The sequence below is a fragment of the Methylophilus sp. QUAN genome, assembly GCF_015354445.1.
In the GTDB taxonomy this organism is placed as follows: domain Bacteria; phylum Pseudomonadota; class Gammaproteobacteria; order Burkholderiales; family Methylophilaceae; genus Methylophilus.
The window spans coordinates 1,107,597-1,133,273 of the sequence record NZ_JADKYT010000001.1; the positions used below are offsets into that span (position 1 = coordinate 1,107,597).

Sequence of the window (25,677 nt, forward strand, 5' to 3'; positions counted from 1 at the left end):
TCAGCCCAATCAGGACATCTGCATGTTAAGTGATATCGACATCGCCCAGGCCGCCACGCTAGAGCCCATTGTAGAGATTGCTGCCAAAGTCGGTTTGTCGTCACATGAGTTGCATGCCTATGGCCAGTATATGGCTAAATTGACGCAGGCGACTGTCAATCGGCTACATGCACAGCCTGCCAAAGCCAAGCTTATTTTGGTCACGGCAATCAATCCGACACCTGCCGGAGAAGGAAAAACCACCACCACTGTTGGTCTCACCGATGCCTTGAATCAGGCGGGCTATCATGCACTGGCTTGCTTGCGTGAACCTTCGCTGGGGCCAGTGTTTGGCATGAAGGGCGGCGCCACTGGCGGCGGCTATGCGCAAGTGGTGCCGATGGAAAATATTAACCTACATTTTACTGGCGACTTTCACGCGATTAGTGCGGCCAATAATCTGCTCGCAGCCCTCATCGATAACCATATTTATCATGGTAATGCATTGCAGTTTGATACCGTGAGTTGGCGCCGTTGCATGGATATGAACGACCGTGCCTTGCGGCGCATCACGCTGGATAATGATGTGCATACTGGCTTTGATATTACGGTGGCTAGCGAAGTGATGGCGATTTTCTGCCTGGCAACTGACCTGGCGGATTTAACACGCAGGTTGGGTCAGATTCAGGTGGGGCTAAATCAGCAAGGAACTCCCATTCTGGCCGGTGACTTACAGGCCGAGGGCGCCATGACCGCCTTATTGAAGGATGCTTTTCAGCCTAACCTGGTGCAAACGCTGGAAGGCTCGCCAGCGTTGTTGCATGGCGGCCCCTTTGCTAATATCGCGCATGGCTGTAACTCATTGGTGGCGACTAAAACGGCGTTGCGCCTGGCCGACTATGTGGTGACTGAGGCCGGGTTTGGCGCTGACCTGGGTGCTGAAAAATTTATGGATATCAAATGCCGCCAGTCAGGCTTGCGGCCGGATGTGGCGGTGATTGTGGCCACCGTGCGTGCCTTGAAATATAACGGCGGTGTGGAAGTCGCCGATTTGAATACGGAAAACCTGTCAGCATTAGCCATTGGTGTTGCCAATCTGGAAAAACATATTACAAACTTGCGCCAGCATTTTGACTTGCCGGTGGTCGTTGCGCTGAATCACTTTACTGCCGACACTGAGGCTGAAGTGGCGTTGGTGCAAGTTGCCGTGGAGTCGCTGGGGGCCAGTCTGCATGTGTGCAGGCACTGGGCGCAAGGCGGGGCGGGGGCGTTGAGTCTGGCGCATGCTGTGGCTGCCCAGGCGCAACAAGGGGCGGCGCCACGTTTGCTGTATGCAGATGATTTACCATTGGCAGAAAAACTGGCCACCATTGCGCAGGCCATTTATGGCGCCAGTGGTGTGACTTACAGTGCATTAGCCCAGCAGCAATTAACGCAGATGGCAGAGGCTAGCAAGGGCTTCCCAGTGTGTGTGGCCAAAACGCAGTATTCGCTCTCTTGTGATGCCAAGTTGCGCAATGTGCCAGAACATCATGTGTTGCATGTGCGTGAGTTACGCCTGTCGCGCGGTGCTGGCTTTGTGGTGGCGATTTGTGGTGACATCATGACCATGCCGGGCCTGCCTAAGCAGCCGGCCAGTGCACGCATCGGTGTCGATGCCAGTGGTAGAATAAGCGGCCTTTCCTGAAGTATGTGCCATGCTCACTTTTAGTCAACTCGGCCAGGCCGACCACACCATTAACAAATCCCGTTTTATTGCGCGCGCCATGCGCTGTGAAAATGAACGTGAACTCGCCTTGTTTTTGCGCCAGTTTGCCAGCGAGCACCAAACAGCAGGGCATCTGGCCTATGCGTTTAGAATGAAAACGGCAGAAGGCATCGTGGCGCGATTTTCGGATGCAGGTGAGCCTGCAGGGACTGCGGGCAAGCCGATTATGCAAATGCTGGACGGGCAGAATTATGTCAATTGCTGCGTGGCCGTTGTGCGTTATTATGGCGGCATTAACTTGGGCACCGGTGGCTTGGTGCGTGCTTATGGCGGCACCGCCAAGCAGGCCATGGAGCAGGCGGGAAGCATGCCATTTGTGGAAATGGTGCAATTAAAAATATCCACCACCTATAAGCGAGTGGATGAACTCACGCGAGAGGTGCAGAAGCTGCATGGTGAAGTGCTGGACAAGCAGTTTGGCGAAAGTGTCCAGTTTCTGCTCAAGTTGCCGCTGGATGCTGCCAGGCAATTGCAAGCCAGATTTGAGTGATAGACCCAATAATAGACCGGAGCCTGTGTGACCCAAACCCAACGATTTGAAATCGCCACCTATATTCTGATGGCAGTGTTGATGTGGCTGGTATTGCAGGTGCAATTGTTGCCTGCCTTGCTGGCTGGCTTGTTGGTGTTTGAGTTAATTCACGTCATTTCGCCGTTAATTGCGCGTAAATTGCCCGGAAAATATGCCAAGTGGCTGGCTGTGGTGCTGATTGCGACTTTGGTCATTGGTCTGCTGGTGGCGTTGGGCATGGGGATTATTACCTTGATACGCAGCGATGCCGGAGGCCTGGCCGTGTTGTTCGATCAACTGGCCAAGATTATTGAAGATTCGCGCAAGGTATTGCCGCCATGGCTGAATGAGCGCCTGCCGGATGATGCCATTACCTTGCAACAAACTGTGATTGATTGGTTGCGCGCGCATTCTGCTGACTGGCAATTGCTGGGCAAAGAAGCCGGACATCATTTAGCGCATATCCTCATCGGCATGGTGATAGGCGCGATGATTGCCTTGCATGACGTGCAAACCAAAGTGAATCATAAACCGTTTGCGCAAAGCCTGTTGCAGCGCATCACCTTGTTTGCACAAGCCTTTAAAAATATCGTGTTTGCACAGGTGAAAATTTCTGCAGTGAATGCGGCGCTCACCGGTATTTATCTAGCCGTGATCTTGCCTTTATGTGGCGTGCATTTGCCGTTTACCAAAACCATGATTGCCATTACTTTCCTGGTTGGTTTGTTGCCTGTGATTGGTAACCTGATTTCCAATACCGTGATTGTGATTGTGAGTACCAGTCATTCATTTATGGTGGCCATGGGTTCGCTGGCGTTTTTAATCTTGATCCATAAGTTTGAATACTTCCTCAATGCGCGCATCGTCGGCGGCCAGATTCGCGCCTATGCCTGGGAGCTACTGCTGGCTATGCTGTTGATGGAGGCGACGTTCGGCTTGCCGGGCATCGTGGCGGCACCGGTATATTATGCGTATATCAAGAGTGAGTGCCGTGAACGCGGCTGGGTATAGAGTCGCTGATCAAATAAATAAGGCTCGCCGTGGCGAGCCTTATTTATTTACCACAGTACTTATTTCAATTTATATAAACGGTTTTCCAGGGTTTTGCCACCACTGATCTTATCCATCTGGTCACCGCTGACCAGGCTGAGTTGCGCCAGCCTGTCGTCCGGGTGGGGGTGGGTCTGGAACAATAGGGCCACGCTGCCATCATTATTGTTAATGGTTTCCATGTCCTGAAGTACTTCTGCCAGGCCATAAGCTTCGTAACCTGCGCGGGCTGCCAGCACCGTGCCCATGCTGTCGGCTTCAAATTCGGCGCTTTTGTCCAGGTTGCGTGCACTGATTTCTGCGCCGGTAGACACCGCCCGTTGTGTCAGTTTGTTTTTGCTAATTTTTTCTTTGAGAAAAGAAGTACCTGCATCCAGCAGCGCCTGTTTTTGCATCACTTTCAGGTGGTGTTTTTGCACCACATGCGCGATTTCATGCCCCAGTACACCTGCCAGTTGTGCCTCACTGGTCAGGCGCAGGTACAGGCCTTTGGTGATCAGCACATAGCCGCCAGGGGCGGCAAAGGCATTGACATCATTGCTATCAATCACGCCAAAATGCCAGGGTAAATCGGCACGCTCGGATTGGCTGGCGACCCAGCGACCAACCTTGTTCACGTATTGCTGTAGTTGCGCGTCATTCACCAGTGGCGCAGCACCGAGTATGGTGCCGGTGACATTGCGGCCGACTGCAATTTCGTCTTCGCGGCTAGGGTTTTTCCAGTTAATGTTGGCCAGCTTGTCTTGTGTCGAGGCGTTACTCTGCGTGTCATTATTTGCAGTGGTAGGTTCTGTTTTGCTGCCCGTGCCCAGTTGATCGTTGACTGCATCTTTGAGTACGCCTTTGAGGTCCAGCGCAGAAGCGGTGCCCCATGCTAGGCTGCTGCACAACGCAAGCGCGATGGCCTGTTTCAAGGTCTTGTTCATTGTGCGCTCCCGGTAAAGTAAGGATAGGTGCGGTTACTGAGTCCACCGTTGCTGGCAAACTGTTTCGCATCGTCCGCATTGACAGTGTAGCTTTCCAGTTTTTTGGTTTCTGCTTCGTTAAATTGCGCGGTTTTGAGGTCTTCTGCACTCAGGCCACGGATACCGGTCGTCGACACGACTTTGCCCGTGCCACTACGGCCAGTGGCAACGCCCACCACGCCTGCCACATTATTGCCGCCTGTGTTATTGCGTTTAACGGTGAGCAACCGCACCCAGCCGGTTTTGCCTGCCGATTTAATCTGCAGCCAGGCACCTTTTTTATTGAGGATTTCCACAGCATCGTTTTTATTGACGCTGCCGACCACTTTGGCATCGCTAAAGGACTCTGCACGTAGCTGGTCTGCTTTGAGGGCGACCCCGGTCTCCGCAGCGGCTGCCTGACTGCATGCAAATGCCGTCAGTAGCCACAGGATGTGTTTTTTGATCATGCTTTATTCTCCTGTTGATTGTGATGTGCACTGGTTGTTGAATCTGCTAAAGCACTCATTTCCAGTTGTATCATGGCTTGTGCGAACAATATACGCCACTGTGCGGCCAGTTGCGGCGCATGGTTGGCAATCTTGCCCTGATGTGTGCTGTAACGCACGACAGGTGCGCCAGGTAGACTCAATTGATTGAGTAATGTTTGCAGTTGCGCAGACAATTGCTGGGCGTCTTGTTGCGCCGCCTCACGGTAGGTGGTTTCAGGCGCATATTGCCAACTGACCATGACCATATCGCCAAACAAACCCCAGATACCGCTTTGGGTGCCAGTTAAAATATCAATTTGCGTCGGTGCGCGGCAGGCTTGTTCAATTTCGCGACGAATGCGTTTCATGGCCGCATCGCCCAATGTTTCCGGGCTTTCAATTGCAATTGGCATCAGCAGTACCTCCAGCTCTGCGCTGTTGGAGGTGAGGCCAAACGCCAGCCAGCGTTGCAAGGCACGGTCGGTGGCCAGTGCGTAGATTTTAGCCACGCCAAAATAAGCCACTGCCCAGAAAATAGGCGCGGCCAAATCCAAGTAGGTATGAAACAGGTTGATGGCCAGGTAAGACAACACCAGCAAACCAATCTGGCTGCCAGTAAACACGCCGTTAAAGCGGTCGCGATCAACCTTGAAATAAAACGCCAGCGTGGTGAGCCACACCAGTAAGAAACTCAGCAGGATATAAGGCAGTTTGCCGCGCCAGACCTTGAGGTAATCCTGATGCAGGCTGTTATCCAGCGCGGTGGCCAGAATCTCCACGCCAGGGAACTGCTTGTCCATGGCCGTCGGCTTGATGTCAAACAATGCCGGCGCGGTGGAACCGATGATGACAATTTTGCCTTTAAACTCATCTTTTACACGCGTCGGCTTGGCGCTGCTGAGGTCGCGATACACATCGCTAAAACTCACGTAGTGGTAGGTAAATGGTTTACCACGCCAGTTGAGCAACATTTCATCCGGGGTGTTGCGGCTAATCTCTGCCTGGGCTTCGGCAACCACCAATGGTAGGGCAGGCAAAGTCCAGCCACGGTCCTGGTGGCGCATGCGATATTGGCGCACCACGCCATCGTTATCCGGGTACACATTATGTGTGCCCAGGCGGCCCGGTTTCCAGGCACCTTTGAAGTAGGGTGGGATCGCGGCAAAGGTGGCTTGTTTGTCTGCATCGGCAGCCGCAACCAGCCCGGGAATTTGCGCATAGGTCAGTTGGCTTTGGCTATCCTGGCTGGTGTCCAGGCGCAGCAATGGAAAGAAGCAATGCTGGCATTCGGTGATGACATCGTTGAAATAGCTGTCGCTATCCGGGTTGTAGACGTCGGCATCCGAAAACACAATATCAAACACGATGGCTTTAGGCTGTTGTTGCTGGATATTTTCCACCAGCTCGCCTATCACCTGGCGCGGCCACGGCCAGCGGCCATATTCCTTGGCCATGGCATCCAGACTGGCTTCATTGATATCAACAATGACGATAGATGGGTCAACTGCGGGTTTGAGAATGCGGTTCTTGACCATCAGGTCAAAGGCTTTGTCGCGCATGTTTTGCCCGACATGAAACACGGCGGCGTCGAGCAAGATCACCACGCTGAATAACAGGGCCAGATACAGGTAAAAGTTATTCTTTAGTTTTCGGGTCAGGCTGGCCAGCCAAAAGCCCAGCATCAATTTGAGTTTTAACATATCGCTCCCTTGTTATTGTTTGCCTGTTTCAGGTGATGCTTGTTCCTGGTTTCTTGCGACTAGCGCCGGATGACCCGAACGGGTCATTGTGACCACCAGGCATCGTCAGTATTCTAGCAACATCACAAGGACGCAGCGATGATCACTTGCTGAAATCTGAAAATCATGTAGTTTCGATTTCTGCTTTTGCTCATCTTTGGCATCGTAGATGCCTTGGTGTGATTGTGGCGTGTTTTTCAAGTTTAAAGTCTCTTTATAGCCCCGCCAGTGCGGGGTTTTTTCTTTTTTAATCCCTGCATTATTTTATTTTCTCGGCGGCGGCGTAGTCAGGCCCGTCATATAAGCTTCATGCCAGTGAAAACTTTCTGACATACAGTTTTTCAAGAATGCTCAAGGTGACACAGCGCTCACAAAGTGCTGTGGCAGACAATATTTAATTAAGCATTCAGAGAGGATGTTCAGAATGAAGCTAAAACCATGGGTGTTGGCTGGTTTGCTCGGCGCAGCAGCACTGTCTCAGGCGCAGGCAGCAGAGTTGATTCAAAACGGTGGGTTCGAGGTGCAGGGCGTAGATAGTTACGATATCTCTGGCTGGCAAGTCGGCGAGCAAGGCTTTTTAGGTGGCGTGTTGTCACAATCCGGTACGGTGTCAGAAGTGACAGGCAACACAACGGTTGGCGCTTATCAAGGCAGCTATTATGGCTTGCTGGATAACTATGGCCTCGCGGCTAGTGTGTTGTATCAGTCATTTACAACCACGGCAGTCAGCCAGGCGACCTTGTCATTCCAGATGTTTGTGAATAACCAGAATGCGACGACCGAGATCGATGCCGCAGGCCTGGATTACAGCGTCGATGCGACTGACCATGCTAACCAGCACGTGCGTGTAGATGTGCTCAAGGCCGGTAGCGATCCATTCTCGACCAATAGCGCAGATATCTTGCAAACACTGTATGTCGGTGGCGCCAATGGCGGCCTGGCAGCGAACGATTATATCAACTACCAGTTTGACCTTTCATCCAGCCTGGCGGCCGGTGGTAGCTATGTGTTGCGTTTTGCCACGGTGGCTAACCAAAGCTCATTGCAGTTGGGCCTGGACAACGTGAGCTTGCAGACCGTGTCATCTGTGCCAGAGGCGGATACCAATGCGCTGATGCTGGCCGGCCTGGGTGTGATCGCGGCAGTGATGCGCCGTCGTTATTCATAACTTACAATATTAAAAGCTGATAAAGGAATCAACATGCAACTGTTTAACTTGAAACGCACGGCCATGGTCGCCATGCTGCTGGGCTCACAACTTCTTTCTAACGCGGCGATGGCTGAGGATGCCCAGTTCTGGCTGAACGATGGCGCTGCCAGCCTGAATGACAGCAAGAAGCTGGTACCTAATGCCAAAAAAGCCAAAAACGTGATTTTGTTTGTCGGTGACGGTATGGGTATCTCTACCGTGACTGGCGCACGTATTTTTGAAGGTCAACTGAAAGGCATTGATGGCGAACGTCATAAGCTGTCCTTTGAAGAGTTCCCATATGTTGCCTTGTCTAAAACATATTCTACCAACCAGCAAACGGCTGACTCTGCACCAACCATGACGGCCATGATTTCTGGTGTAAAAACCAACGATGGTATTTTGTCACTTAACCAGTCTGTGGCGCGTAATGAGCCTAGCCCAACAGTATTGAACGCTAACAAAGTGACGACATTGCTGGAGCAAGCCGAGCAGGCAGGCAAATCCACTGGTGTGGTTTCAACAGCACGTATCACACACGCAACACCAGCAGCTACTTACGCGCATATCTCTAACCGTGACTGGGAAGCGAATGCAAACCTGTCAGCCGCCGCTGCCAGCAATGGTGTGAAAGATATCGCTGCACAACTGATCGACAACTTTGGCACTGGCAAAATCGGTGACGGCGTGGACGTGGTATTTGGTGGTGGCCGTAGCTATTTCTTGCCTAACAGCGTGACTGACATCGAAGGCACTAAAGGCCGCCGTACGGATGGCCGTAACCTGACCCAGGAATACGTGAGCAAGTTTGGTGGCGTGTATATCGAAAACCAGACCGCATTTAATGCGCTGAACCCGGCAACAACTACCAAAGTATTGGGCCTGTTCAATCCATCACATATGGAATACGAGCAAGACCGTCCTAACGATATCGCTGGCGAACCTTCACTGGCCGAGATGACCGGTAAGGCCGTGGATATCCTGAAGAAAAACCAGAACGGTTACTTCCTGATGGTAGAAGGTGGTCGTATCGACCACGCGTCCCACGCCGGTAACGCTTACCGTACGTTTAAAGATGCGGTGGCATTGTCTGATGCGGTACGTGAAGCGGTGTCTAAAGTGAACCTGAACGATACCCTGATCATTGTGACGGCTGACCATAGCCACACCTTGACTATTGGCGGTTACCCAAAACGTGGCAACCCGATTTTGGGCAAAGTGGTTGAACCAGGCAAAACGACGCCAACCTTGGCAGCAGATGGCAAGCCTTACACCACAGTGAGCTTCGCCAACGGCCCAGGCTACCATGTGAACTCTCCAGGCGATGCCGTGTACAACGAGTCTATCGCTGCTGGCCGTGTGGTAGATATGTCTGGTGTGGATACTGAAGATCCTGATTTCCACCAGGAAGCTTTGGTACCATTGAGCTCAGAAACCCATGCTGGTGAAGAGGTTGCGATTTACGCGATTGGCCCTAAAGCCTACCTGGTGCACGGTGTGCAAGAGCAGAGCTATATCTACCAAGTGATGAAAGATGCGTTTGGCTTCTAAATTGCAGTACGCTTGTGAGTATTGAGTATAGTGAGTAATGGCAGGGCAGCTTGAAGCTGCCCTGATCCCTTTGGTTGGAATGGAAAAACATGATATTGAAAAAATCCGCTGGATGTCTGGCACTGTTATTCATGAGTGCTGTTGCCATGGCAGATGACGTAGTGAATGCGCGTTATGAAACGGTGCAATGCGCACAACCATGCAAAGCAGAAGAGGCCAAACATGTGCAGTGGTGGCTGATGCGTGACACCAATCAGGTCGAGATACGCAATCTGTATCAAAACGGTGAGCCTGCACATCACAGCAGCCTGTGGTTGAAAAAACCAGCCGGGCAAATGAATTATGTGTATTTGATGCATGACGAGCGCCGCGCCATTGATTATGCCGATGTCGATTTGAAATTGTTGTCTATCAAGACCGATGAGCAGTTCTGGCAACTGAAATCACAATTGGTGACGGATAGCGAACTGGCCAGTCTGCAAAAAGTAGACGCAGCACCTGCGACGCAATACGGTTACCCGGTAGAAAAATATGAGGGTACATTGGGCGATGGCATTCGCAGCGAAGTCTGGTGGATTCCGGCATTAAAATTACCTTATAAAGTGGCTTATACCTATCCGCAGCACATGGTGAATATCCAGTTGCGATCACTGCAACCAGCCGCCAAGGCAGATCAGCCGGTAGAGATTGCGCCTGCCACTTCGCTGACGGCACTGAGCAACTACCAGCACGTGGATTATGCTGACCTCGGCGATATGGAGCACAACCCTTCTGAAATGCAGTGGCTGGCCAAAGCGCACGGCGCGCCTGGTTTGCATGCGCATGAGCATTAACCTACTCGTTTAATATCCGTTTCAAGCACGCATACATCGACGCAGCGAATTTGTGCTACGTCGATGTGGCGTACACGCTCATCGGCTATAATGCCGCCATGACGCTTCAAATTATTCAGTTACTCCTGTTGCTGTTAGTGATTGCCATGCTGGTCTGGCAGTGGCGTACGCAACAACAAGCTGCACAGCAGGCATTGTCGCAACTACTTTCCCAACAGCTTGAAGAAAAACATCGCCTGATGATGAGCGAGATGCATCAATCACTTAATCAACTGGCTGACCGATTACAAAGCTTAAATAACGACCAGCAGGATCGCTTGCGTGCGCAGTTGTCGCAAGAACTCACCGCGACCCGCGAAGCCATGCAAGCCTTACAAGTAGCGCAGCGTGACCATTTAAGCCAAAGCAGCGAGCAACTCAGCCTGAGTTTGCGTAATGGTTTGTCCGAGCAGGGCATGTTGCAGCAAAACCTGCTCAAAACCGCCTTGCAAACCACCACGCAAAGCCTGACGCAAAGCATAGAGGCGTTAACCAAGATTGTGGACACGCGGCTGGAAGAAATGAGCGGCAAGGTGTCTATTCGCCTGGAAGAAGGCTTTAAGAAGACCAATGAGACCTTCGTTAGCGTCATGGAGCGTTTGGCAACCATTGATGAAGCACAAAAGAAAATTGATGGCCTGAGCGTGAATGTGGTGAGTTTGCAAGAGCTGCTGGGCGACAAGCGCAGCCGTGGCGCGTACGGTGAGGTGCAGTTGGAGGGGTTGGTGCGTAATGTGTTGCCCGCCAGCAGTTTTGCTATGCAGCATACGCTGAGCAATGGCGCGCGCGTGGACTGCGCCTTGTTCTTACCTGAACCGACTGGCACCGTGGCGGTAGATAGTAAGTTCCCATTGGAAAACTATCACCGCATGATTGATAGCAGCCTGGGGGAGCTGATGCAGGCGCAGGCGGCCAAGTCGTTTAAAGCCGATATTAAAAAACACATCGATGACATTAGCAGTAAATATATTATTGCCAATGAGACCTCGGACGGTGCAGTGATGTTTATTCCTGCCGAAGCGGTGTTTGCCGAAATTCATGCTTACCACGGCGATGTGGTTGATTACGCCATGCAAAAACGTGTCTGGCTGGTATCGCCTACCACCTTGATGGCCGTGTTAAACACAGCGCGTGCGGTGCTCAAAGACGTTGAGATGCGCAAGCAGGTGCATATTATTAAAGATGAACTGGGCAAACTGAGTAAAGATTTTGACCGCTTTGATACCCGTATGAAAAAACTGGCCGATAATATCCGCCAGGCACATGAAAACGCACAGGACGTGCATATTAGCAGCCAGAAAATTTCCCGCCGCTTTGCCCAGATTGAAAAGGTTGAACTGGCGCAGACGACAGGCTTGGATACGCTGGAATTGCTTGATGAATTAGACGAGGCTGGAAAGAACACCCCCACATGAATATCACCATTTTATATTTCGCCCGTATCAAAGAAGTCGTCAATTATTCTTCTGAAGACGTCGAGTTACCAGACGGCATAGAAACCATTGTGGCGCTCAAGTCCTGGCTATCGGGCCGTGGCGATACCTGGCAAAAATTGTTTAGTGGTGGTGGAGTTGTACGTGCCGCCATCAACCATGAACTGGTGGATGATATGGCTACGTTTGAGGATGGTGATGAAGTGGCGTTTTTCCCACCGGTGACCGGGGGCTAGATTGAGCGCGCTCATTGACCTCAACGTGTCTGTGCAGGCCGACGATTTTGATGTTGGCCTGGAGTTGCAGCGGCTCAGGGCCGCGACGCCACAAGCGGGTGCACTGGTGAACTTTGTCGGGTTGGTGCGCGAGCTGTCTGCGGCTGGCCAGTTAAGCGAGATGGTCATTGAGCATTATCCTGGCATGACCGAAAAAGCCTTGCAGCAGATTGCCCTGCAAGCCGCACAACGCTGGCCGTTGCTAGGGGTGCGTATGATTCATCGTGTTGGGAGATTGCCCGCGCAGGCGCAGATTGTGCTGGTGGCTGCCACCAGTTTGCACCGGCAAGCGGCGTTTGAAGCCTGTGCTTTTATGATGGATTATTTAAAAACCGAGGCGCCTTTCTGGAAAAAAGAAGTTGGTGATTTTGGCCAGCACTGGGTAGAAGCCCGTGTATCCGATGAACAAGCAAAACAACAGTGGAAACTGCCTAAATGATGCAAGTACTCAGTCCTAATGAAATGACCGTTTCCTACAAGCTGTCGCCCATGTCGTTTGAATCTACCGAAGCGTTGCTGGATGCGGCCGACTTGGGATTAACGGACTATGGCTGGAAATTACAGCCGGAAGCGCAGAAAACCCTGATGATGGGACTGTCCTTGCAGCAGGCCGGGAGTAATGTGCTGGTGCTGGGTACACCTGGCTCAGGCCGGGCGGCGTTAACCATGGCGGCCATGAAGGCCGCTGCCGTCACGGGTATTGATAGTTCGCTGACAGATCTGGTCGCCCTGTATGACTTTAGCCAGCAGGCTTGCGTCAACTACATCAAATTGCCTGCGGGCCTGGGTGCGCAATTACGCACGGTGATGGATTCATTTATCAAGGCCTTGGTCGCTGAAATGCAACAGTGGGTAGATGCCAGTGGGCAGGTGAATCTGCCACAGGCTGAAACCTGGCTGGAAGAGCGTGTGGATAGCTTGCGCTCGCAGTTAAGCAGTGCCAAGTTATCATCATTTTTTAATATCATTAAGCCGGAAGTACTGGCCTATTTGCAAGCCTGGCAGCAAGTGGGGGGCGAGGGCGAAAGCGGCTCTGACAGTATTATCAACGACAGCTTCTTGTCCCGCTTCCGCGTCAATTTACTGGTCGATCAGCGTGCCAATCTCACGGCTGGCGTGAAACAACCGGTGGTCGAAGAAAAAGACCCGGGGTTTGCGGCGTTGTTCGGCATGCTGGAAACAGCCGCTGGTGAGTCTGCGCAATGGCCGGAGTTTTTACGCCTGCGTGCAGGTAGCCTGCATCAGGCCGATGGTGGCATGCTGTTGTTGCATCTGCGTGATTTAATGCAGGACGAGGGCAATGGCAGTGCATTGCTCGAAAAACTGTATCGTTTTATGCGTAACTGCGAGGTGCAGATTGAGGATTGGGCTAACCACGCACAGCAGGGCGCAGGCGGCAACCGCCATGGCGCACTGCCGGTGCATGTGAAAATTGTCATGATTGCCAGCCGCGAAGATTATTACGATTGCCTGGAAGCGCAACCGGATTTCTTTGATTTCTTCCCGATTAAAGTCGAATTTGAAGACCGTGTGCCAGCCACACTGGAAAACTATGCCTGGGTGTCAGGCTATATTGCCCGCAAATGTCAGCAGCAAGTGTTGCCTCATTTTAGCGGCGCAGCGGTCAATGTGATGTTGCAGTTTATGCATCGCGTCGAGGAGGATCAGGGCCGTATCAGTACGCGTTTTGCCCATCTGGACCAGTTAATGTACGAAAGTGTGGCGGTGGCAGCGGATGCGCGACTGGTGACCGATGTGCATGTGAAGCAGGCGCTCTCGGCCCGTTTGCTACGTCAGCAGTTTTTTGAAACGCAGATTCGTGACTCCATTATCGATAACGAATTGCTGATTCAAGTGCATGGCAATGTAGTGGGGCAGGTTAATGGCTTGACGCATATTGAGTTGGGGGATGCCAGTTTCGGTTCGCCCATCCGTATTACCGCCCGTTGCTATCCTGGTCGCAGTGGGGTGATCAACATTGACCGTGAAGTCAATATGAGCGGCCCTACGCACGACAAGGGGATTTATATTCTGCAAAACTGGCTCAGTGCCAGTTTTTGGGCGCTGGCGCCACTGAGCCTGAATGCCTCACTGGTATTTGAGCAGGAATATACCGGCGTTGAGGGTGACTCTGCCTCGTGCGCCGAGTTGTTCGCACTGCTTTCCGCGTTGACCGGTTTGCCAATCAAGCAAGGCATGGCAGTCACCGGCGCGCTCAACCAGTTTGGCGAAGTAATGCCGATTGGCGGCATCAACGAGAAGATTGAAGGGTATTTCCGTGTCTGTGAAGCCTTGGGCTTGAATGGCGAGCAGGGCGTGATTATCCCCAAACGTAATCAGCGCCACCTGGTGCTGGATGAGAGCGTGGTGACGGCAGTGAATAATGGCATGTTCAAGATTATTGCTATCGACCACGTGCTGGAGGGGATTGCGCATTTAACGGAATGTGAGGCTGGCACGCAGGAGGCTGACGGCACGTATGCAGGCGATACGCTGATGGCGCGTGCACAAGGCGCCTTGGCCAGTTACCGTCATACCCTGGAACGTAACCAGGCGCGCATGGCTTATATCCAGCAGCATCCAGATCAATTGGACCTCTAACTATGCCGCGCACGCATCATCGTAAGCAGGAAGCGCCCCCGGAAAAAGACGACGGTTGCCGCCTGGACAAATGGTTATGGGCTGCACGCTTTTTTAAAACACGCAGTTTGGCGGCAGAAGCGGTAGATGGCGGCAAAGTACGTATCGATGGTGACCGTGCTAAAAATGCACGAGAAATGAAGCCCGGCATGCGTGTCAGCATCAAAAACAAGGACATGCAGATTGAAGTAGAAGTGCTGGCGTTAAGCAATGTGCGGCGTGGTGCACCTGAGGCTGCGTTACTCTATCGCGAAACGGATGAAAGCCAGCGTCTACGCCAACAGGCACAAGAGACAGGTGCTGATCAGTATGCCGAACGTGACCGTGGCCTCGGGCGACCCACCAAGCGGCAAATGCGCGAGATTCAGCGCTTTACCGGCCGGGGCTAGTTGCTTGAATTAGCTCGGGCGGCGTACACCTGCAGGCATGCCTGTTTTAGCCACGGCTTGTGCCCGGCAAGACACATCCAGTTTCTGGAAAATGCGTTTGAGGTGGTTTTTAACGGTATTAGCGCTGATATTCAGAATCATGCCGATTTCGAGGTTGGTCTTGCCGCTACGCACCCAGTGCAGAATTTCCTGCTCACGGTCAGACAAGCCGCCTTGCGCCATGCTATCCAGCAAGTCTTCATCTTTTACCACTGGTGTCAGGTGGCCGATACGGCGGATGGCAGCATCCAGGTGCGGCATAATCATGCCCAGCATCTGGTCTGGTACCGTAAATTCTTTGGTGCGGTCAAAAAAGACATAAATGCAGTCCGCTTTGCCACGCGTATCACGCACGCCATACACCATTAATGAATGCATTTTAATCAGTTGCTGGGTGAACGGATTGGGTGATTGTGCATGAATGCCGCTGGCATCAAAGCGGTTGATCACATACCATTTGTCGTCATTTTCTACCCAGCGCTTGTATAAGTTGCACATCAGGTAGTTCACAATGGCCGAGTCTTCAAGCAGGCGCTGTGTGGATAATTCAGGAAATGACGACGATACATCAAAATGCAGTTCACCACTGCTAAAGTCGCCCCAGGCCGCCAATAGTACATCGTGCCGCATCAGCGGATGAATGTCTTGTTTTAGCCAGTTAAAGAATTCAATATGGCGTTTAATCGCATATGAGTTCTGGATGGCCTGCAAGATGCCTTCCCAATGGGTTTGTTTTTTTTGTACCAGCATGCAGTTACCTCAAGTTATTCTACGCAGGACGGACTTAGCCCGCTGTATCTTCATGGTCTCAAGGTCTTTACGGCGCAATTCTATACTTCTTTAATGGGGATAGTCTGTGGCTAAGGCAGAAATCTCGGTTGATACAAGTCAAAGATTCCACTTTTTTGGATTTTTCATTTCAAAACAAAGGGATACTTGCGTTAAAATAAGAAGTAAAGAATCGTAATGCATCAGCAGGTATGAGTGGACAGCGATGAGTAGACTAAATAAGTTGCCGAATGGCGTGCGTTATCCCAGTCATAAAGAATGGCAGTTGCTGAAAAAACTGCCCAAATGGTGGTTGTTGGGTACGCTGGTGTTTGTGGCGCCGCTAGCGTATGCCTGGTGGCAAAACGGCGATTTGTTGACGCGTGATATCGAGCGCACGGCCATGTTCCTGGGGTTGCTGTTTACCTTCTGGTTTTTTATTGGTGCCATGATGATAGGGCTGATTGTGATCATTATCATGAAAGGACCGGGTTATGTGTCTGATCCTTATTTTCTACCCAAGGAAGACAAAAGCCTGGAGAATCCGCCAAAAAAATAATAAGTCCTTGTTGTAGCATGAAATCCGGTTTATAATCGCGTGCTTTGCAACCTTGCCACACTTTGTTCGCAACCACTGTATGCCGCATGGCATGTGCGTGATTGGTTCTGAAGGTGGCTAATAACCACAAGGAAATCTCATGCGACACTATGAAATCGTGTTTATTGTTCACCCTGACCAGAGTGAACAAGTGCCAGCAATGATCGAGCGTTACCGCGCTCAAATCACTGGCAATGGCGGCAACATTCACCGTCTGGAAGACTGGGGCCGTCGTCAACTTGCCTATCCAATTCAAAAAGTACACAAAGCACACTACGTGTTGATGAACATCGAGTGCAGCCAAGAAGTGCTGGAAGAAATGGAACACGGCTTCAAATTTAACGATGCTGTATTACGTCACCTGACAATCGCGACGAAAACAGCAGTGACAGCACCAAGCCCAATGATGAAAGAGGAAAAATCCAAAACCATCGTTGGTGACGCACCTGCTGCTACCACTGAGGCAACTGCTTAAGTCGTGTTGTGAATACGCTGGTGATTGCGGCAACGATTCACTCTGTTGAAGCGTTGCGTTACACACCGGCAGGCTTACCCTTGTTGCGATTGCAATTGCAGCATGATTCAGAACAGCAAGAAGCTGGGATGAATCGCAAAGTGCAGTGTCAGTTACCCGCAGTGTTGATTGGTGAAAAAGCCAATCTGCCATTGCAAAGCGGCGATCACATCAAAGTGAAGGGGTTTTTGGCGCAGCGCAGTGCAAAAAGCACACAAGTGGTACTGCATATACAAGAATTACAGCGAATACAGTATTAAAGAATTTAAGGAGTTTCAAATGGCAAGAGATATGTACAAACGTCGCCGTTACTGCCGTTTTAGCGCAGAAGGCATCAAAGAAGTTGACTACAAAGACGTAGATCTGTTGAAAGATTTCGTTTCTGAAAACTTCAAAATCATCCCAGCCCGTATGACTGGTACCAAGGCTAAATACCAACGTCAACTGACAACCGCGGTAAAACGCGCACGTTTCCTGGCGCTGATGCCTTACACAGACAAACACCCAGGTTAATTGGCGGCTTAGGAGAACAACATGCAAGTAATTTTATTGGAAAAAGTAGCAAACCTGGGCTCACTGGGCGACGTGGTTAAAGTGAAAGACGGTTACGGCCGTAACTTCCTGATTCCACAGGGTAAAGCTAAACGTGCAACAGAAGCAAACAAAGCTGTTTTTGCAGCACAGCGCGCTGAGTTGGAAAAACAACAAGCTGACTTGTTGGCCGTTGCACAAGCACGCGGCGAAAAACTGGCTGGTTTCAGCCTGACAGTGGCTCAAAAAGCTGGTGTGGATGGTCGTCTGTTCGGTTCCGTGACTAACATGGACATCGCTGAAGGCTTGCAAGCACAAGGTCACGAAGTGAAAAAAGCGGATGTGCGCCTGCCAAACGGTCCACTGAAGAACATCGGTGACTTCGCGGTGAGCGTTGCACTGCACCACGACGTGGTTGTAGACATCACTGTAACAGTGACACCAGAAGCTTAATCAAGCCTCTGTATGCAGTATAAAAAAGGCTACTTCGGTAGCCTTTTTGTTTTTCTCTGATCCTCCATAGCTAAAATACTTTTAATCTTTCATCCCTGCCAAAACCCCAAAATGCGTGACTGCTTTTCGGTATAATCGCCAGATGGCTGATGAACAACTCGAATTCTTAAAACTCCCTCCACATTCCATTGAAGCTGAGCAATCGGTCCTCGGTGGGCTGTTGCTCGACAACGAAGCACTGGACAAAATCGCTGATATCCTCGCGCCGCAAGATTTTTACCAGCACGACCACAAGCTGATTTATGAGCATATTGCGCGTCTGATTGAGCGCAACCAGCCTGCTGATATTGTGACAGTGGCTGAGTCCTTGGAAAACAGCAATGAGTTGACAACGGTAGGTGGCGTGGCTTATCTGGGCGCACTGGCACAAAACACACCGACGGCGGCCAATATCCGCCGCTATGCTGAAATCGTGCATGAGCGTTTTGTCATGCGCCAACTGGTCACTGTCGGTACCGATATTGCCGAAAGCGCTTACCTGCCGAACGGCCGCAATGCACAGCAATTGCTCGACGAAGCCGAAGCCAAGATTTTCCAGATTGCCGAAGGCGGTAACCGCAAGAGTCAGGGCTTTTTGGGCATGCAAGTGTTATTGCCGCAAGTGGCTGACCGCATTGACTACTTGTATTCGCGTGAAAACCATTCTGATGTGACGGGCATTCCAACCGGCTTTACCGACCTCGACTCAATGACCTCTGGTTTGCAAGGTGGCGATATGGTGATTATTGCCGGTCGTCCGTCCATGGGTAAAACGGCGTTTGCGATTAACATCGCTGAAAACGTGGCCCTGGAGACCAACAAAGCAGTGGCCATTTTCTCGATGGAGATGGGCGCGACACAGTTGACCACGCGTATGATTGGCTCGATTGGCCGCCTGGACCAGCATAAGATGCGTAACGGTAACCTCGAAGACGAGGACTGGGAAAAACTCACCACCGCGCTAGGTAAATTGAACGAAGCACCGATTTATATTGATGAAGGCGCAGGTTTAAGTAGCTTTGACGTGCGTGCGCGTGCGCGTCGTTTGCATAGGCAGACGGGTGAGTTGGGCCTGATTGTGATCGACTATTTGCAATTGATGAGTTCACCGGCCGGACGCCAGGGTGAAAACCGGGCGACCGAGATTTCTGAAATTTCACGTTCTCTCAAAGCCTTGGCTAAAGAATTAAATGTGCCTTTGATTGCGATTTCGCAGTTAAACCGCAGTGTGGATCAGCGTCCGGACAAACGTCCGGTGATGAGTGACTTGCGCGAATCGGGCGCGATTGAGCAGGATGCCGACTTGATCATGTTCGTGTACCGTGACGAATACTACAACCCGGACAGCGCGGAAAAAGGCACCGCCGAGATCATTATTGCCAAGCAGCGTAACGGCCCGATTGGCCGCGTGCGCCTGACCTTTATGGGTGCGCATACGCGCTTTATGGATTACGCCAACGCCGCGTATATGCCTGACGAGTATTAATCTGGCTGGCATTGCAATGCGTCCTATTGTTGCTCATATTTCAGAAGTTGCGCTGGCACACAACCTGGCGCAAGTCAGGCGCTATGCGCCGCAATCCAAAGTGATTTCCGTCGTCAAGGCCAATGCCTATGGCCACGGCCTGCTCAATGCAGCGCGCGGATTAAAAGAAACCGATGCCTTTGCCGTGCTTAATATCAGTGAGGCGATTGTGCTGCGCGACGCAGGTTACCAGCACCCGATTCTGTTGCTGGAAGGCGTATTCTCGGCGGAAGAGATGACACTGGTGGGTCGCTATCATCTGGATACGGTGGTCTCTCATCAAGCCCAGTTGGCATGGGTGCTGGAAAGTGTCCCCAATATTCCGCTGCGGGTTTACCTGAAGCTGGATAGCGGTATGCACCGTTTGGGCTTTCAGCCGCATGACTATCACCAGGCATTGCAGCAATTGGCTAGTTCAGCGAATGTGCGTGAACTGATCCTGATGACGCACTTCGCTAACGCCGATGTGGCCGATGGCACGGTTGCTGCCATGCAGGTGGTGGCGCAAGTGATGCCAGCCTCCTATGCACGCTCGCTGGCCAATTCCGCGGCGATTGTGCAGCAGTCACACACGCATGCCGACTGGGTGCGCCCTGGTATCATGCTATATGGCGCGACGCCTGTGGCTGAAAAATCAGCCAGCAGTTTGGGGCTAAAACCGGTGATGACATTGCAGTCAGGCTTGATTGCGGTACAGGAAATTGCCGCGGGTGAGAGTGTCGGTTATGGCAGCCTGTTTACCGCAGACAAACCCACACGCGTGGGGATTGTGGCTTGCGGTTATGCGGACGGTTATCCACGGCATGCACCTACGGGCACGCCCATTGCTGTCGCTGGCCATTTAACCCGCACATTAGGGCGGGTCTCCATGGATATGCTGGCCGCCGATATTACCGATATTCCACAAGCCGCTATTGGCAGTACAGTGGAGCTGTGGGGTGAACAGGTGCCGGTGGACGCGGTGGCGCTGGCTGCTGGTACCATAGGCTACGAATTGTTATGTGCCGTCACGGCCAGGGTGCCTTTTAAAATTCATGGCTAAAGCAAAAACACAATATACCTGCACTGAGTGCGGTGCGTCTGAGCCTAAATGGCAAGGGCAGTGCCCGAGCTGCAATGCCTGGAATACACTGGTAGAAACAGTGCCCGAAACGGCGACGCAAAGCCGCTTTGCTAGCCTGGCACCGACGGCACAATTGCAGAAACTGGCCGATGTCGAGGCGCAGGATGTGTCGCGGCAGGCAACCGGTATTGCCGAATTTGACCGTGTATTGGGCGGCGGTTTGGTAGCTGGTGGTGTGGTGCTGATTGGCGGTGACCCTGGAATCGGTAAATCGACGCTCTTGCTGCAAACCGTATGCAAGGTCTCGCAGAGCCTGAAATCTTTTTATATCAGTGGTGAAGAGTCTGCGCAGCAGATTGCCATGCGTGCACAACGCCTGGGGCTGGATGCCAGCCAGGTAGATGTGCTGGCCGAGATCAACCTGGAAAAGATCAGCCAGGTGCTGCAACAGCATAAACCAGATGTGGTGGTGATCGATTCGATTCAAACCGTGTACTCCGAAGCTTTACAGTCTGCACCAGGGTCTGTGGCGCAGGTCCGTGAATGCAGCGCACAACTGACACGCATAGCCAAGCAGTTAGGCATCAGCATGATCCTGGTTGGCCATGTCACCAAAGAAGGTTCGCTGGCCGGGCCGCGCGTGCTGGAACATATTGTCGATAGCGTGCTCTATTTCGAAGGCGACCAGAATTCGAGTTTCCGCTTGATCCGAGCCTTTAAAAACCGTTTCGGTGCGGTCAACGAGTTGGGCGTGTTTGCCATGACTGAAAAAGGCTTGCGTGAAGTCAGCAACCCTTCGGCCTTGTTTTTATCGCATCACGAGTCGCCGGTGCCTGGTTCCTGCATCACCGTCACCCAGGAGGGCACGCGGCCTTTGCTGGTTGAAATTCAGGCGCTGGTGGATACCGCACATGCCCCTAATCCCAAGCGCTTGTGTGTCGGTCTGGAGCAAAACCGGCTGGCCATGTTGCTGGCAGTGTTGCACCGCCATGCAGGCGTGGCCTGCTTTGATCAGGATGTGTTTATCAACGCTGTCGGCGGCGTCAAAATCAGTGAGCCTGCGGTTGATTTGGCCGTGTTGCTTGCTATTGTGTCGTCATTGAAAAACAAACCACTGGCCAATAAGCTGATTGTATTTGGTGAGGTTGGTTTGGCTGGAGAAGTGCGGCCAGTACAGCGCGGCCAGGAGCGCTTGAAAGAAGCGGCCAAACTGGGCTTCACACATGCGATTATCCCCAAAGCCAATGCGCCTAAGGGCGGTGTAGCCGGGTTGCATATTGATGCCGTGGATCGGTTGGAACAAGCCATAGACGTGCTGCGCGCATAAAAAAATGGCAACGACTGCTGGGAGTGCAATCGTTGCCAGAGAGTGAGGCTGCCCAGAAGAGGGAGGACAGCCACAGGGAAGCGGTTGTGCGCCTGTGTTTAGGCAGCGTATTAAAAAAACTCGGTTTGTTTCGGGTTGTCAGTCTTCAGTTTCTGGTCATTTCTGGCCGTTTTTTCCTGGTTAATCTTATTGATCTCCATGTGTGTCAGCGGGTCTTGGCAAGCTTTGAGTTGCTGTTCGTCGTTGGCGAGTCTCACGCATTCTGCTTGCTTGCTCAGTTGTTTAATGATGCGTTGTTTATTTTGCATCAGGTTGGCATAGGGCTCCGTGGACGACATGTCTGATGCAAAGATAGAGATGTTCACCAACAGTCCCGTGGTCATCACAGTTGCGTATTTCATGGGCTTGCCTTTCTGCGATTGACGATGGATGCAGTATAAAAAACCGCTGCGGCATTGTCAGTTACAAACCGGTTGGCTTTTGTAGCAATTTGTAGCGACTTCGATACAGAAGGGGGGGGCGTCGGCCACGACGATGGCATTTAGTCACAAAAACTTCATGCAACTATTCGCAACAAGCACTTGCCCAAAATGGGTGTTACTTATCACATGGGTGTGACAATAAGATGACATTCAATAAAAAATACATCAGGAGCAACAATAATGAAAAAAATCATTTTTCTTTTACCGCTGATGATGTCGGCTTGTGCCAGCGTGACGCCGCATCAATATACGACGCAACAAGGCAAGATGGGCTATACATTGACGTGCAGCGAGTTTAATACGACATGGGAGCAGTGCCAGTCCAAAGCTGGTGAACTGTGTTCACAAGGATATGAAGTAGACAAGCAGTTGTCTTTTAAAGAGACTTTCCCTGATAGCGGCGATGGTATTTACCGGCCAGCCAACAATCACCTGGCGGTTGTGTGTAAAGACTCAGCGGGTTAAGTCTGCGCTGTCTATGATGGCCTGCGCAGCGGCAAAGCCGCTGCTGACCGCACCCTCAATGGTCGCGGGGTAGGGCCCGGCGACATAGTCCCCCGCCAGGAAAATATGCGGGTCGGCGGTGTGCGTGGTAGGTCGTTGAAGCGATGGTGTGCAACTGAAGGTGGCGCGCTTTTCGGTGATGATTTGCGACCACAGTGGTTGTGCTGGCAACGAGCAATGGTAGGTGGATAAAGCCAGATTGATTTCGGCGATACATTGCGCCACCAGGGCGGTTTTATCAGCGATCAGCGGCGGATGCGCGCTGATGACCACGGCAAGTAGGCCAGCCTGGTCGCAACATTGTCCGCGGTCAAATACCCATTGTGCCAGGCCGTGACATAAGCCCATGATGGCGTGTGGTAAGCGCGTCTCCGTACTGTATTGCAGGTAAACCGTGGTGATTGGTTGATAGTCGAATGCCGGGATGGCCACACCGGTCATGGTTTTAAGTTGATGCGGGCCTGCGGCAATAATGACATTGTCAAATATGGCTACATCTGTCGTGGTAGATAGTTCACAACCGGCATCTGTGGTTTTGATCGCTGTCACCGGGCAGCGCAACCTGACCTCACCCCCAGATTCTTGAATACGCTGTAATAACGGCTGTATCAAGGCACTGGATAAGTCTGTTTTCACCACCAGAAAATCACTGTCCTGGCGGCGGTGTTGAAAGCTATCGCGTAGCACATTCAGAAAGATTTGTGCGCTGGCAAAGATGATTGGTGTATTGAGCGCCGCCAGGCACAGCGGCTCCCACAATGTGCGAATGGCGAATGGCGTTTGCTGACCTTGTCTGAGTAGTTCAGCAACAGGGATGTCTTGCGCCAGTGTAAATGCCTGTTGTTTAAGCTGCTGCATCCAGCAGATCGCGCGCCATTTACTATGCCAATCTAACCCTTGTGCAGTGAGTAAGCCCCATAACAAATGCAGCGGCGCAGGCAGCCAGGCGGGCGTGACCAATGACATACGCTGTGTACCATGATGCATATGCAAGGTCAGTGGCAGGCGCATAAACACTTGCCCTGACTCTAGCTGCGCTTCTTGTAACAATGTGAGCGTGGCACGATAGGCACCTATACACAGGTGTTGCCCATTATCTAATAGGGTTGTGTGATGTGGGACGCCGCGCGCACGGCCACCTGCTTGCGGAGCAGCTTCAAACAGGCACACCTGGTGACCATGTTGCAGTAGCCTGAGTGCGGCAGATATGCCCGCCAGTCCGGCACCGATGACCGCTACTTTCTTACCTACAGACGCAGTTGCGTTCATGACTGGCGATATTTAAACCAGGCGCCCAGCGCCAGTTTGAGCTTTCTGAAAGGGGGTAATGCAATTTTATGTGTCAGCACCAGGTTAGGCTCGGGTTTGATTTCTTGCAGCAGTGCGCGATAGATGGCCGCCATCATTAAGCCTGGCAATTGTGGTTTGGTGTCTGCCTTGGGGAGCTGGCTCAGCGCTTTGTCATAAAACATTTCAGCACGTTCGATTTGCTTCAGCAACAAGGCTTGTGTCTGCGGCGAAGCTTGGCTGTGCAGTAACTGTTCCTCAGTCACCCCGGCACGCTCCAGCTCATCGAGCGGAATATAAATGCGGCCGCGGCGTGCGTCTTCGCCAACATCGCGAATGATATTGGTGAGCTGAAACGCCATGCCCAGGTCATGTGCATATTCCAGCGTTGCCTGGTCTTTGTAACCAAAAATCTGTGCCGACAGCAGTCCCACCACGCTGGCAACGCGGTAGCAATACAAAGCCAGTTGCTCAAAGTCGGCATAGCGGTTGTATTGTGTGTCCATTTGCATGCCGTCGATGATTTCAACGAAATGCGCTTCTTGCAAGCCAAAGGTCTTGACCACCGGGTGCAAGGCCTGTGTCACAGGGTGTTGCGGAGTCTCATGAAATAATCTGTGAATTTCCTGCTTCCACCAGGCCAGCTTGGTCTGGGCGATCTGGTAGTCCGTGCACTCGTCCACCACATCATCCACTTCGCGGCAAAACGCATACAGCGCGGTCATGGCATCGCGTTTGTCTTTAGGCAGAAACATAAAACTCAGCGTGAAGCTGGAGCCACTTTCACGGGTTTTTTGTTGGCAATATTGTTGCGGTGTCATTGTTTAAACAGGGCTTTCAGCAAAATCAGCAGCCAGTCATAGGCTTTCAAGGTCGGGCGATGGTGGTAAATATCGCCACGGCAGGATTTTAATTTATGTAGGATACGTTCGCCACCTGCAATCATCATGCGCAATTCAAAACCGATACGGCCAGGCAGGGCGCGTCCCAGTGGTTTCCCGGCCAGTAGCAAGTCTTCTGCACGCATCACGTTGTGTAAAAAGAATACTTCCCAGGTGGCATCCAGGCGTTGTTGACGCAAATCCTGCTCACTGATGCCCGCAGCTTGCATTTCGTCCTGGCACAGATAAACCCGTCCGGTTTGACCGTGTTTTTGCAGGTCTATGGCAATGTCCTGGTAAAAATTAATCAGTTGCAAGGCACTGCATATCTGGTCGGACCACAAACGGTGTTGCGGCGTGTCGCTACCATAGAGTTGTAGCATGAGGCGGCCGACCGGGTTGGCCGAGCGGCGGCAGTAGTCCAGCACCTCGTCAATATTGGCATGGCGGGTTTTAACCACGTCCTGTTTAAAGGCATCAATCAGGTCCAATAATAGCTGCACATCCAGTTTGTGTGCCCTGACCACTTGCTGCAAGGCCATAAACAATGGCAGCGATGGCTGGATATAGGCCTGGATCAGCTGTAACTCGTCTTCATAGACTTGCAATGCCTGCAAGCGCTCGGCCTCGCTGGCGTGACCTTCGTCGGCAATATCGTCTGCCTCGCGTGCAAACTGGTAAATGACGGTGACGGCATGGCGTAAATGCGCGGGTAACAGCAGAGAGGCAACCGGGAAGTTTTCGTAATGGGTCTGTGCCAGCGACAAACTGGGTTGTGCCCCGGATGGCGGCTGGACTGGCTTGGAAAAGGCTTGCATGGCTTAAGTATGCCATA

28 protein-coding genes are annotated in these 25,677 nt (G+C 51.9%); 20 read left to right on the plus strand and 8 right to left on the minus strand.

Features of this window, described 5'->3' with window-relative positions; all coding sequences use genetic code 11:
- The first annotated feature begins 22 nt into the window (after positions 1-22).
- From INP79_RS05460 to INP79_RS05470, 3 genes are read left to right on the plus strand one after another with little or no spacing between them, the layout of a single operon-like run.
- Positions 23-1,666: a formate--tetrahydrofolate ligase gene (locus tag INP79_RS05460; RefSeq protein ID WP_194753242.1), complete on the plus strand. Its 1,644-nt coding sequence runs from the start codon at positions 23-25 to the stop codon at positions 1,664-1,666.
- Positions 1,667-1,676: 10 nt separating this feature from the next.
- The gene (locus tag INP79_RS05465; RefSeq protein ID WP_194740918.1) at positions 1,677-2,237 is read left to right on the plus strand and encodes a YigZ family protein; all 561 of its coding nucleotides are present in this window, start codon (positions 1,677-1,679) and stop codon (positions 2,235-2,237) included.
- 27 nt (positions 2,238-2,264) lie between these two features.
- Positions 2,265-3,269 (plus strand): AI-2E family transporter, encoded by a 1,005-nt coding sequence (locus tag INP79_RS05470; protein ID WP_370583231.1) that lies wholly within the window; start codon positions 2,265-2,267, stop codon positions 3,267-3,269.
- A 59-nt stretch (positions 3,270-3,328) separates the two neighbouring features.
- Here INP79_RS05470 and INP79_RS05475 read toward each other — a convergent pair whose 3' ends face one another.
- Genes INP79_RS05475 through INP79_RS05485 form a run of 3 tightly spaced genes read right to left on the minus strand, consistent with a single transcriptional unit; the run spans position 3,329 to position 6,443 of the window.
- Entirely contained in the window at positions 3,329-4,234 is a 906-nt protein-coding gene (locus INP79_RS05475; protein ID WP_194753243.1) for a M48 family metalloprotease, read from the minus strand.
- Positions 4,231-4,722, minus strand: a complete 492-nt coding sequence (locus tag INP79_RS05480; protein ID WP_194753244.1) for an SH3 domain-containing protein — start codon at positions 4,720-4,722, stop codon at positions 4,231-4,233. Before INP79_RS05480 ends, INP79_RS05475 begins: the two co-directional genes overlap by 4 nt.
- The gene (locus INP79_RS05485) at positions 4,719-6,443 is read right to left on the minus strand and encodes a CHASE2 domain-containing protein (RefSeq protein WP_194753245.1); all 1,725 of its coding nucleotides are present in this window, start codon (positions 6,441-6,443) and stop codon (positions 4,719-4,721) included. The genes INP79_RS05480 and INP79_RS05485 overlap by 4 nt, the downstream gene beginning before the upstream one ends.
- Before the next feature lie 463 nt (positions 6,444-6,906).
- On the opposite strand from INP79_RS05485, the gene INP79_RS05490 reads away from it, so the two are divergent.
- From INP79_RS05490 to INP79_RS05525, 8 genes are all read left to right on the plus strand, one after another.
- Complete coding sequence (locus tag INP79_RS05490) at positions 6,907-7,650, plus strand: PEP-CTERM sorting domain-containing protein (RefSeq protein WP_228519725.1); 744 nt, start codon at positions 6,907-6,909, stop codon at positions 7,648-7,650.
- 33 nt (positions 7,651-7,683) lie between these two features.
- Positions 7,684-9,222 carry an alkaline phosphatase gene (locus INP79_RS05495; RefSeq protein WP_194753246.1) on the plus strand — a complete coding sequence of 513 codons (1,539 nt, stop codon included), beginning with the start codon at positions 7,684-7,686 and terminating at the stop codon, positions 9,220-9,222.
- Between the two features lie 89 nt (positions 9,223-9,311).
- On the plus strand, positions 9,312-10,055 hold the full coding sequence (locus tag INP79_RS05500) for a hypothetical protein (RefSeq protein WP_194753247.1): 744 nt from the start codon (positions 9,312-9,314) through the stop codon (positions 10,053-10,055).
- A gap of 98 nt (positions 10,056-10,153) precedes the next feature.
- On the plus strand, positions 10,154-11,509 hold the full coding sequence (locus INP79_RS05505) for a DNA recombination protein RmuC (protein WP_194753248.1): 1,356 nt from the start codon (positions 10,154-10,156) through the stop codon (positions 11,507-11,509).
- Complete coding sequence (gene moaD / locus INP79_RS05510; protein ID WP_194753249.1) at positions 11,506-11,763, plus strand: molybdopterin converting factor subunit 1; 258 nt, start codon at positions 11,506-11,508, stop codon at positions 11,761-11,763. Before INP79_RS05505 ends, moaD begins: the two co-directional genes overlap by 4 nt.
- A gap of 13 nt (positions 11,764-11,776) precedes the next feature.
- Positions 11,777-12,241: a molybdenum cofactor biosynthesis protein MoaE gene (locus INP79_RS05515; RefSeq protein WP_194753880.1), complete on the plus strand. Its 465-nt coding sequence runs from the start codon at positions 11,777-11,779 to the stop codon at positions 12,239-12,241.
- Entirely contained in the window at positions 12,238-14,403 is a 2,166-nt protein-coding gene (locus tag INP79_RS05520; RefSeq protein WP_194753250.1) for a Lon protease family protein, read from the plus strand. The genes INP79_RS05515 and INP79_RS05520 overlap by 4 nt, the downstream gene beginning before the upstream one ends.
- Positions 14,404-14,405: 2 nt before the next feature.
- Positions 14,406-14,831 (plus strand): RNA-binding S4 domain-containing protein, encoded by a 426-nt coding sequence (locus INP79_RS05525; protein WP_194740926.1) that lies wholly within the window; start codon positions 14,406-14,408, stop codon positions 14,829-14,831.
- Between the two features lie 9 nt (positions 14,832-14,840).
- Here INP79_RS05525 and epsA read toward each other — a convergent pair whose 3' ends face one another.
- Positions 14,841-15,620 carry an XrtB/PEP-CTERM-associated transcriptional regulator EpsA gene (gene epsA / locus INP79_RS05530; RefSeq protein WP_194753251.1) on the minus strand — a complete coding sequence of 260 codons (780 nt, stop codon included), beginning with the start codon at positions 15,618-15,620 and terminating at the stop codon, positions 14,841-14,843.
- Positions 15,621-15,864: 244 nt separating this feature from the next.
- Between epsA and INP79_RS05535 the strand changes: the two genes are divergently transcribed.
- From INP79_RS05535 to radA, 8 genes are all read left to right on the plus strand, one after another.
- Positions 15,865-16,197: a hypothetical protein gene (locus INP79_RS05535; protein ID WP_194753252.1), complete on the plus strand. Its 333-nt coding sequence runs from the start codon at positions 15,865-15,867 to the stop codon at positions 16,195-16,197.
- A 139-nt stretch (positions 16,198-16,336) separates the two neighbouring features.
- Positions 16,337-16,711 carry a 30S ribosomal protein S6 gene (rpsF, locus tag INP79_RS05540; protein WP_194753253.1) on the plus strand — a complete coding sequence of 125 codons (375 nt, stop codon included), beginning with the start codon at positions 16,337-16,339 and terminating at the stop codon, positions 16,709-16,711.
- 8 nt (positions 16,712-16,719) lie between these two features.
- Positions 16,720-17,010, plus strand: coding sequence for a primosomal replication protein N (gene priB / locus INP79_RS05545; protein ID WP_194753254.1), 291 nt, complete (start codon positions 16,720-16,722; stop codon positions 17,008-17,010).
- Between the two features lie 19 nt (positions 17,011-17,029).
- Positions 17,030-17,263 (plus strand): 30S ribosomal protein S18, encoded by a 234-nt coding sequence (gene rpsR / locus INP79_RS05550; protein WP_024929836.1) that lies wholly within the window; start codon positions 17,030-17,032, stop codon positions 17,261-17,263.
- A gap of 21 nt (positions 17,264-17,284) precedes the next feature.
- A complete protein-coding gene (rplI, locus tag INP79_RS05555; RefSeq protein WP_194753255.1) occupies positions 17,285-17,734 on the plus strand; it encodes a 50S ribosomal protein L9 in 450 nt (149 codons plus the stop codon).
- 142 nt (positions 17,735-17,876) lie between these two features.
- Positions 17,877-19,259, plus strand: a complete 1,383-nt coding sequence (gene dnaB, locus INP79_RS05560; RefSeq protein ID WP_194753256.1) for a replicative DNA helicase — start codon at positions 17,877-17,879, stop codon at positions 19,257-19,259.
- 16 nt (positions 19,260-19,275) lie between these two features.
- Positions 19,276-20,340, plus strand: coding sequence for an alanine racemase (gene alr / locus INP79_RS05565; RefSeq protein WP_194753257.1), 1,065 nt, complete (start codon positions 19,276-19,278; stop codon positions 20,338-20,340).
- A complete protein-coding gene (radA, locus tag INP79_RS05570; protein ID WP_194753258.1) occupies positions 20,333-21,688 on the plus strand; it encodes a DNA repair protein RadA in 1,356 nt (451 codons plus the stop codon). Before alr ends, radA begins: the two co-directional genes overlap by 8 nt.
- A 110-nt stretch (positions 21,689-21,798) precedes the next feature.
- Here the strand turns inward: radA and INP79_RS05575 are convergent, their stop codons facing one another.
- Positions 21,799-22,089: a hypothetical protein gene (locus INP79_RS05575; RefSeq protein ID WP_194753259.1), complete on the minus strand. Its 291-nt coding sequence runs from the start codon at positions 22,087-22,089 to the stop codon at positions 21,799-21,801.
- Between the two features lie 261 nt (positions 22,090-22,350).
- Here INP79_RS05575 and INP79_RS05580 point away from each other — a divergent pair, with 261 nt between their 5' ends.
- Positions 22,351-22,635 (plus strand): hypothetical protein, encoded by a 285-nt coding sequence (locus tag INP79_RS05580; RefSeq protein ID WP_194753260.1) that lies wholly within the window; start codon positions 22,351-22,353, stop codon positions 22,633-22,635.
- On the opposite strand, the gene hpnE is transcribed toward INP79_RS05580, so the two are convergent.
- Genes hpnE through hpnC form a run of 3 tightly spaced genes read right to left on the minus strand, consistent with a single transcriptional unit; the run spans position 22,624 to position 25,660 of the window.
- On the minus strand, positions 22,624-23,943 hold the full coding sequence (gene hpnE, locus INP79_RS05585; RefSeq protein WP_194753261.1) for a hydroxysqualene dehydroxylase HpnE: 1,320 nt from the start codon (positions 23,941-23,943) through the stop codon (positions 22,624-22,626). The two genes, INP79_RS05580 and hpnE, sit on opposite strands and share 12 nt — an antisense overlap.
- On the minus strand, positions 23,940-24,782 hold the full coding sequence (gene hpnD, locus INP79_RS05590; protein ID WP_194753262.1) for a presqualene diphosphate synthase HpnD: 843 nt from the start codon (positions 24,780-24,782) through the stop codon (positions 23,940-23,942). The genes hpnE and hpnD overlap by 4 nt, the downstream gene beginning before the upstream one ends.
- Positions 24,779-25,660: a squalene synthase HpnC gene (gene hpnC, locus INP79_RS05595; RefSeq protein WP_194753263.1), complete on the minus strand. Its 882-nt coding sequence runs from the start codon at positions 25,658-25,660 to the stop codon at positions 24,779-24,781. The genes hpnD and hpnC overlap by 4 nt, the downstream gene beginning before the upstream one ends.
- Between the last annotated feature and the right edge of the window lie 17 nt (positions 25,661-25,677).

Excerpts from the sequence above, each read along its gene's own strand:
- hpnE (WP_194753261.1), bottom strand. The coding sequence starts at position 23,943 with ATGAACGCAACTGCGTCTGTAGGTAAGAAAGTAGCGGTCATCGGTGCC.
- rpsR (WP_024929836.1), top strand. The coding sequence starts at position 17,030 with ATGGCAAGAGATATGTACAAACGTCGCCGTTACTGCCGTTTTAGCGCA.
- rplI (WP_194753255.1), top strand. The coding sequence starts at position 17,285 with ATGCAAGTAATTTTATTGGAAAAAGTAGCAAACCTGGGCTCACTGGGC.
- INP79_RS05475 (WP_194753243.1), bottom strand. The coding sequence starts at position 4,234 with ATGAACAAGACCTTGAAACAGGCCATCGCGCTTGCGTTGTGCAGCAGC.
- radA (WP_194753258.1), top strand. The coding sequence starts at position 20,333 with ATGGCTAAAGCAAAAACACAATATACCTGCACTGAGTGCGGTGCGTCT.
- INP79_RS05500 (WP_194753247.1), top strand. The coding sequence starts at position 9,312 with ATGATATTGAAAAAATCCGCTGGATGTCTGGCACTGTTATTCATGAGT.
- INP79_RS05580 (WP_194753260.1), top strand. The coding sequence starts at position 22,351 with ATGAAAAAAATCATTTTTCTTTTACCGCTGATGATGTCGGCTTGTGCC.
- INP79_RS05465 (WP_194740918.1), top strand. The coding sequence starts at position 1,677 with ATGCTCACTTTTAGTCAACTCGGCCAGGCCGACCACACCATTAACAAA.
- INP79_RS05535 (WP_194753252.1), top strand. The coding sequence starts at position 15,865 with ATGAGTAGACTAAATAAGTTGCCGAATGGCGTGCGTTATCCCAGTCAT.
- hpnC (WP_194753263.1), bottom strand. The coding sequence starts at position 25,660 with ATGCAAGCCTTTTCCAAGCCAGTCCAGCCGCCATCCGGGGCACAACCC.
- INP79_RS05460 (WP_194753242.1), top strand. The coding sequence starts at position 23 with ATGTTAAGTGATATCGACATCGCCCAGGCCGCCACGCTAGAGCCCATT.
- INP79_RS05490 (WP_228519725.1), top strand. The coding sequence starts at position 6,907 with ATGAAGCTAAAACCATGGGTGTTGGCTGGTTTGCTCGGCGCAGCAGCA.
- hpnD (WP_194753262.1), bottom strand. The coding sequence starts at position 24,782 with ATGACACCGCAACAATATTGCCAACAAAAAACCCGTGAAAGTGGCTCC.
- INP79_RS05495 (WP_194753246.1), top strand. The coding sequence starts at position 7,684 with ATGCAACTGTTTAACTTGAAACGCACGGCCATGGTCGCCATGCTGCTG.
- INP79_RS05485 (WP_194753245.1), bottom strand. The coding sequence starts at position 6,443 with ATGTTAAAACTCAAATTGATGCTGGGCTTTTGGCTGGCCAGCCTGACC.
- epsA (WP_194753251.1), bottom strand. The coding sequence starts at position 15,620 with ATGCTGGTACAAAAAAAACAAACCCATTGGGAAGGCATCTTGCAGGCC.
- rpsF (WP_194753253.1), top strand. The coding sequence starts at position 16,337 with ATGCGACACTATGAAATCGTGTTTATTGTTCACCCTGACCAGAGTGAA.
- dnaB (WP_194753256.1), top strand. The coding sequence starts at position 17,877 with ATGGCTGATGAACAACTCGAATTCTTAAAACTCCCTCCACATTCCATT.
- INP79_RS05520 (WP_194753250.1), top strand. The coding sequence starts at position 12,238 with ATGATGCAAGTACTCAGTCCTAATGAAATGACCGTTTCCTACAAGCTG.
- INP79_RS05505 (WP_194753248.1), top strand. The coding sequence starts at position 10,154 with ATGACGCTTCAAATTATTCAGTTACTCCTGTTGCTGTTAGTGATTGCC.
- alr (WP_194753257.1), top strand. The coding sequence starts at position 19,276 with ATGCGTCCTATTGTTGCTCATATTTCAGAAGTTGCGCTGGCACACAAC.
- moaD (WP_194753249.1), top strand. The coding sequence starts at position 11,506 with ATGAATATCACCATTTTATATTTCGCCCGTATCAAAGAAGTCGTCAAT.
- INP79_RS05575 (WP_194753259.1), bottom strand. The coding sequence starts at position 22,089 with ATGAAATACGCAACTGTGATGACCACGGGACTGTTGGTGAACATCTCT.
- INP79_RS05525 (WP_194740926.1), top strand. The coding sequence starts at position 14,406 with ATGCCGCGCACGCATCATCGTAAGCAGGAAGCGCCCCCGGAAAAAGAC.
- INP79_RS05480 (WP_194753244.1), bottom strand. The coding sequence starts at position 4,722 with ATGATCAAAAAACACATCCTGTGGCTACTGACGGCATTTGCATGCAGT.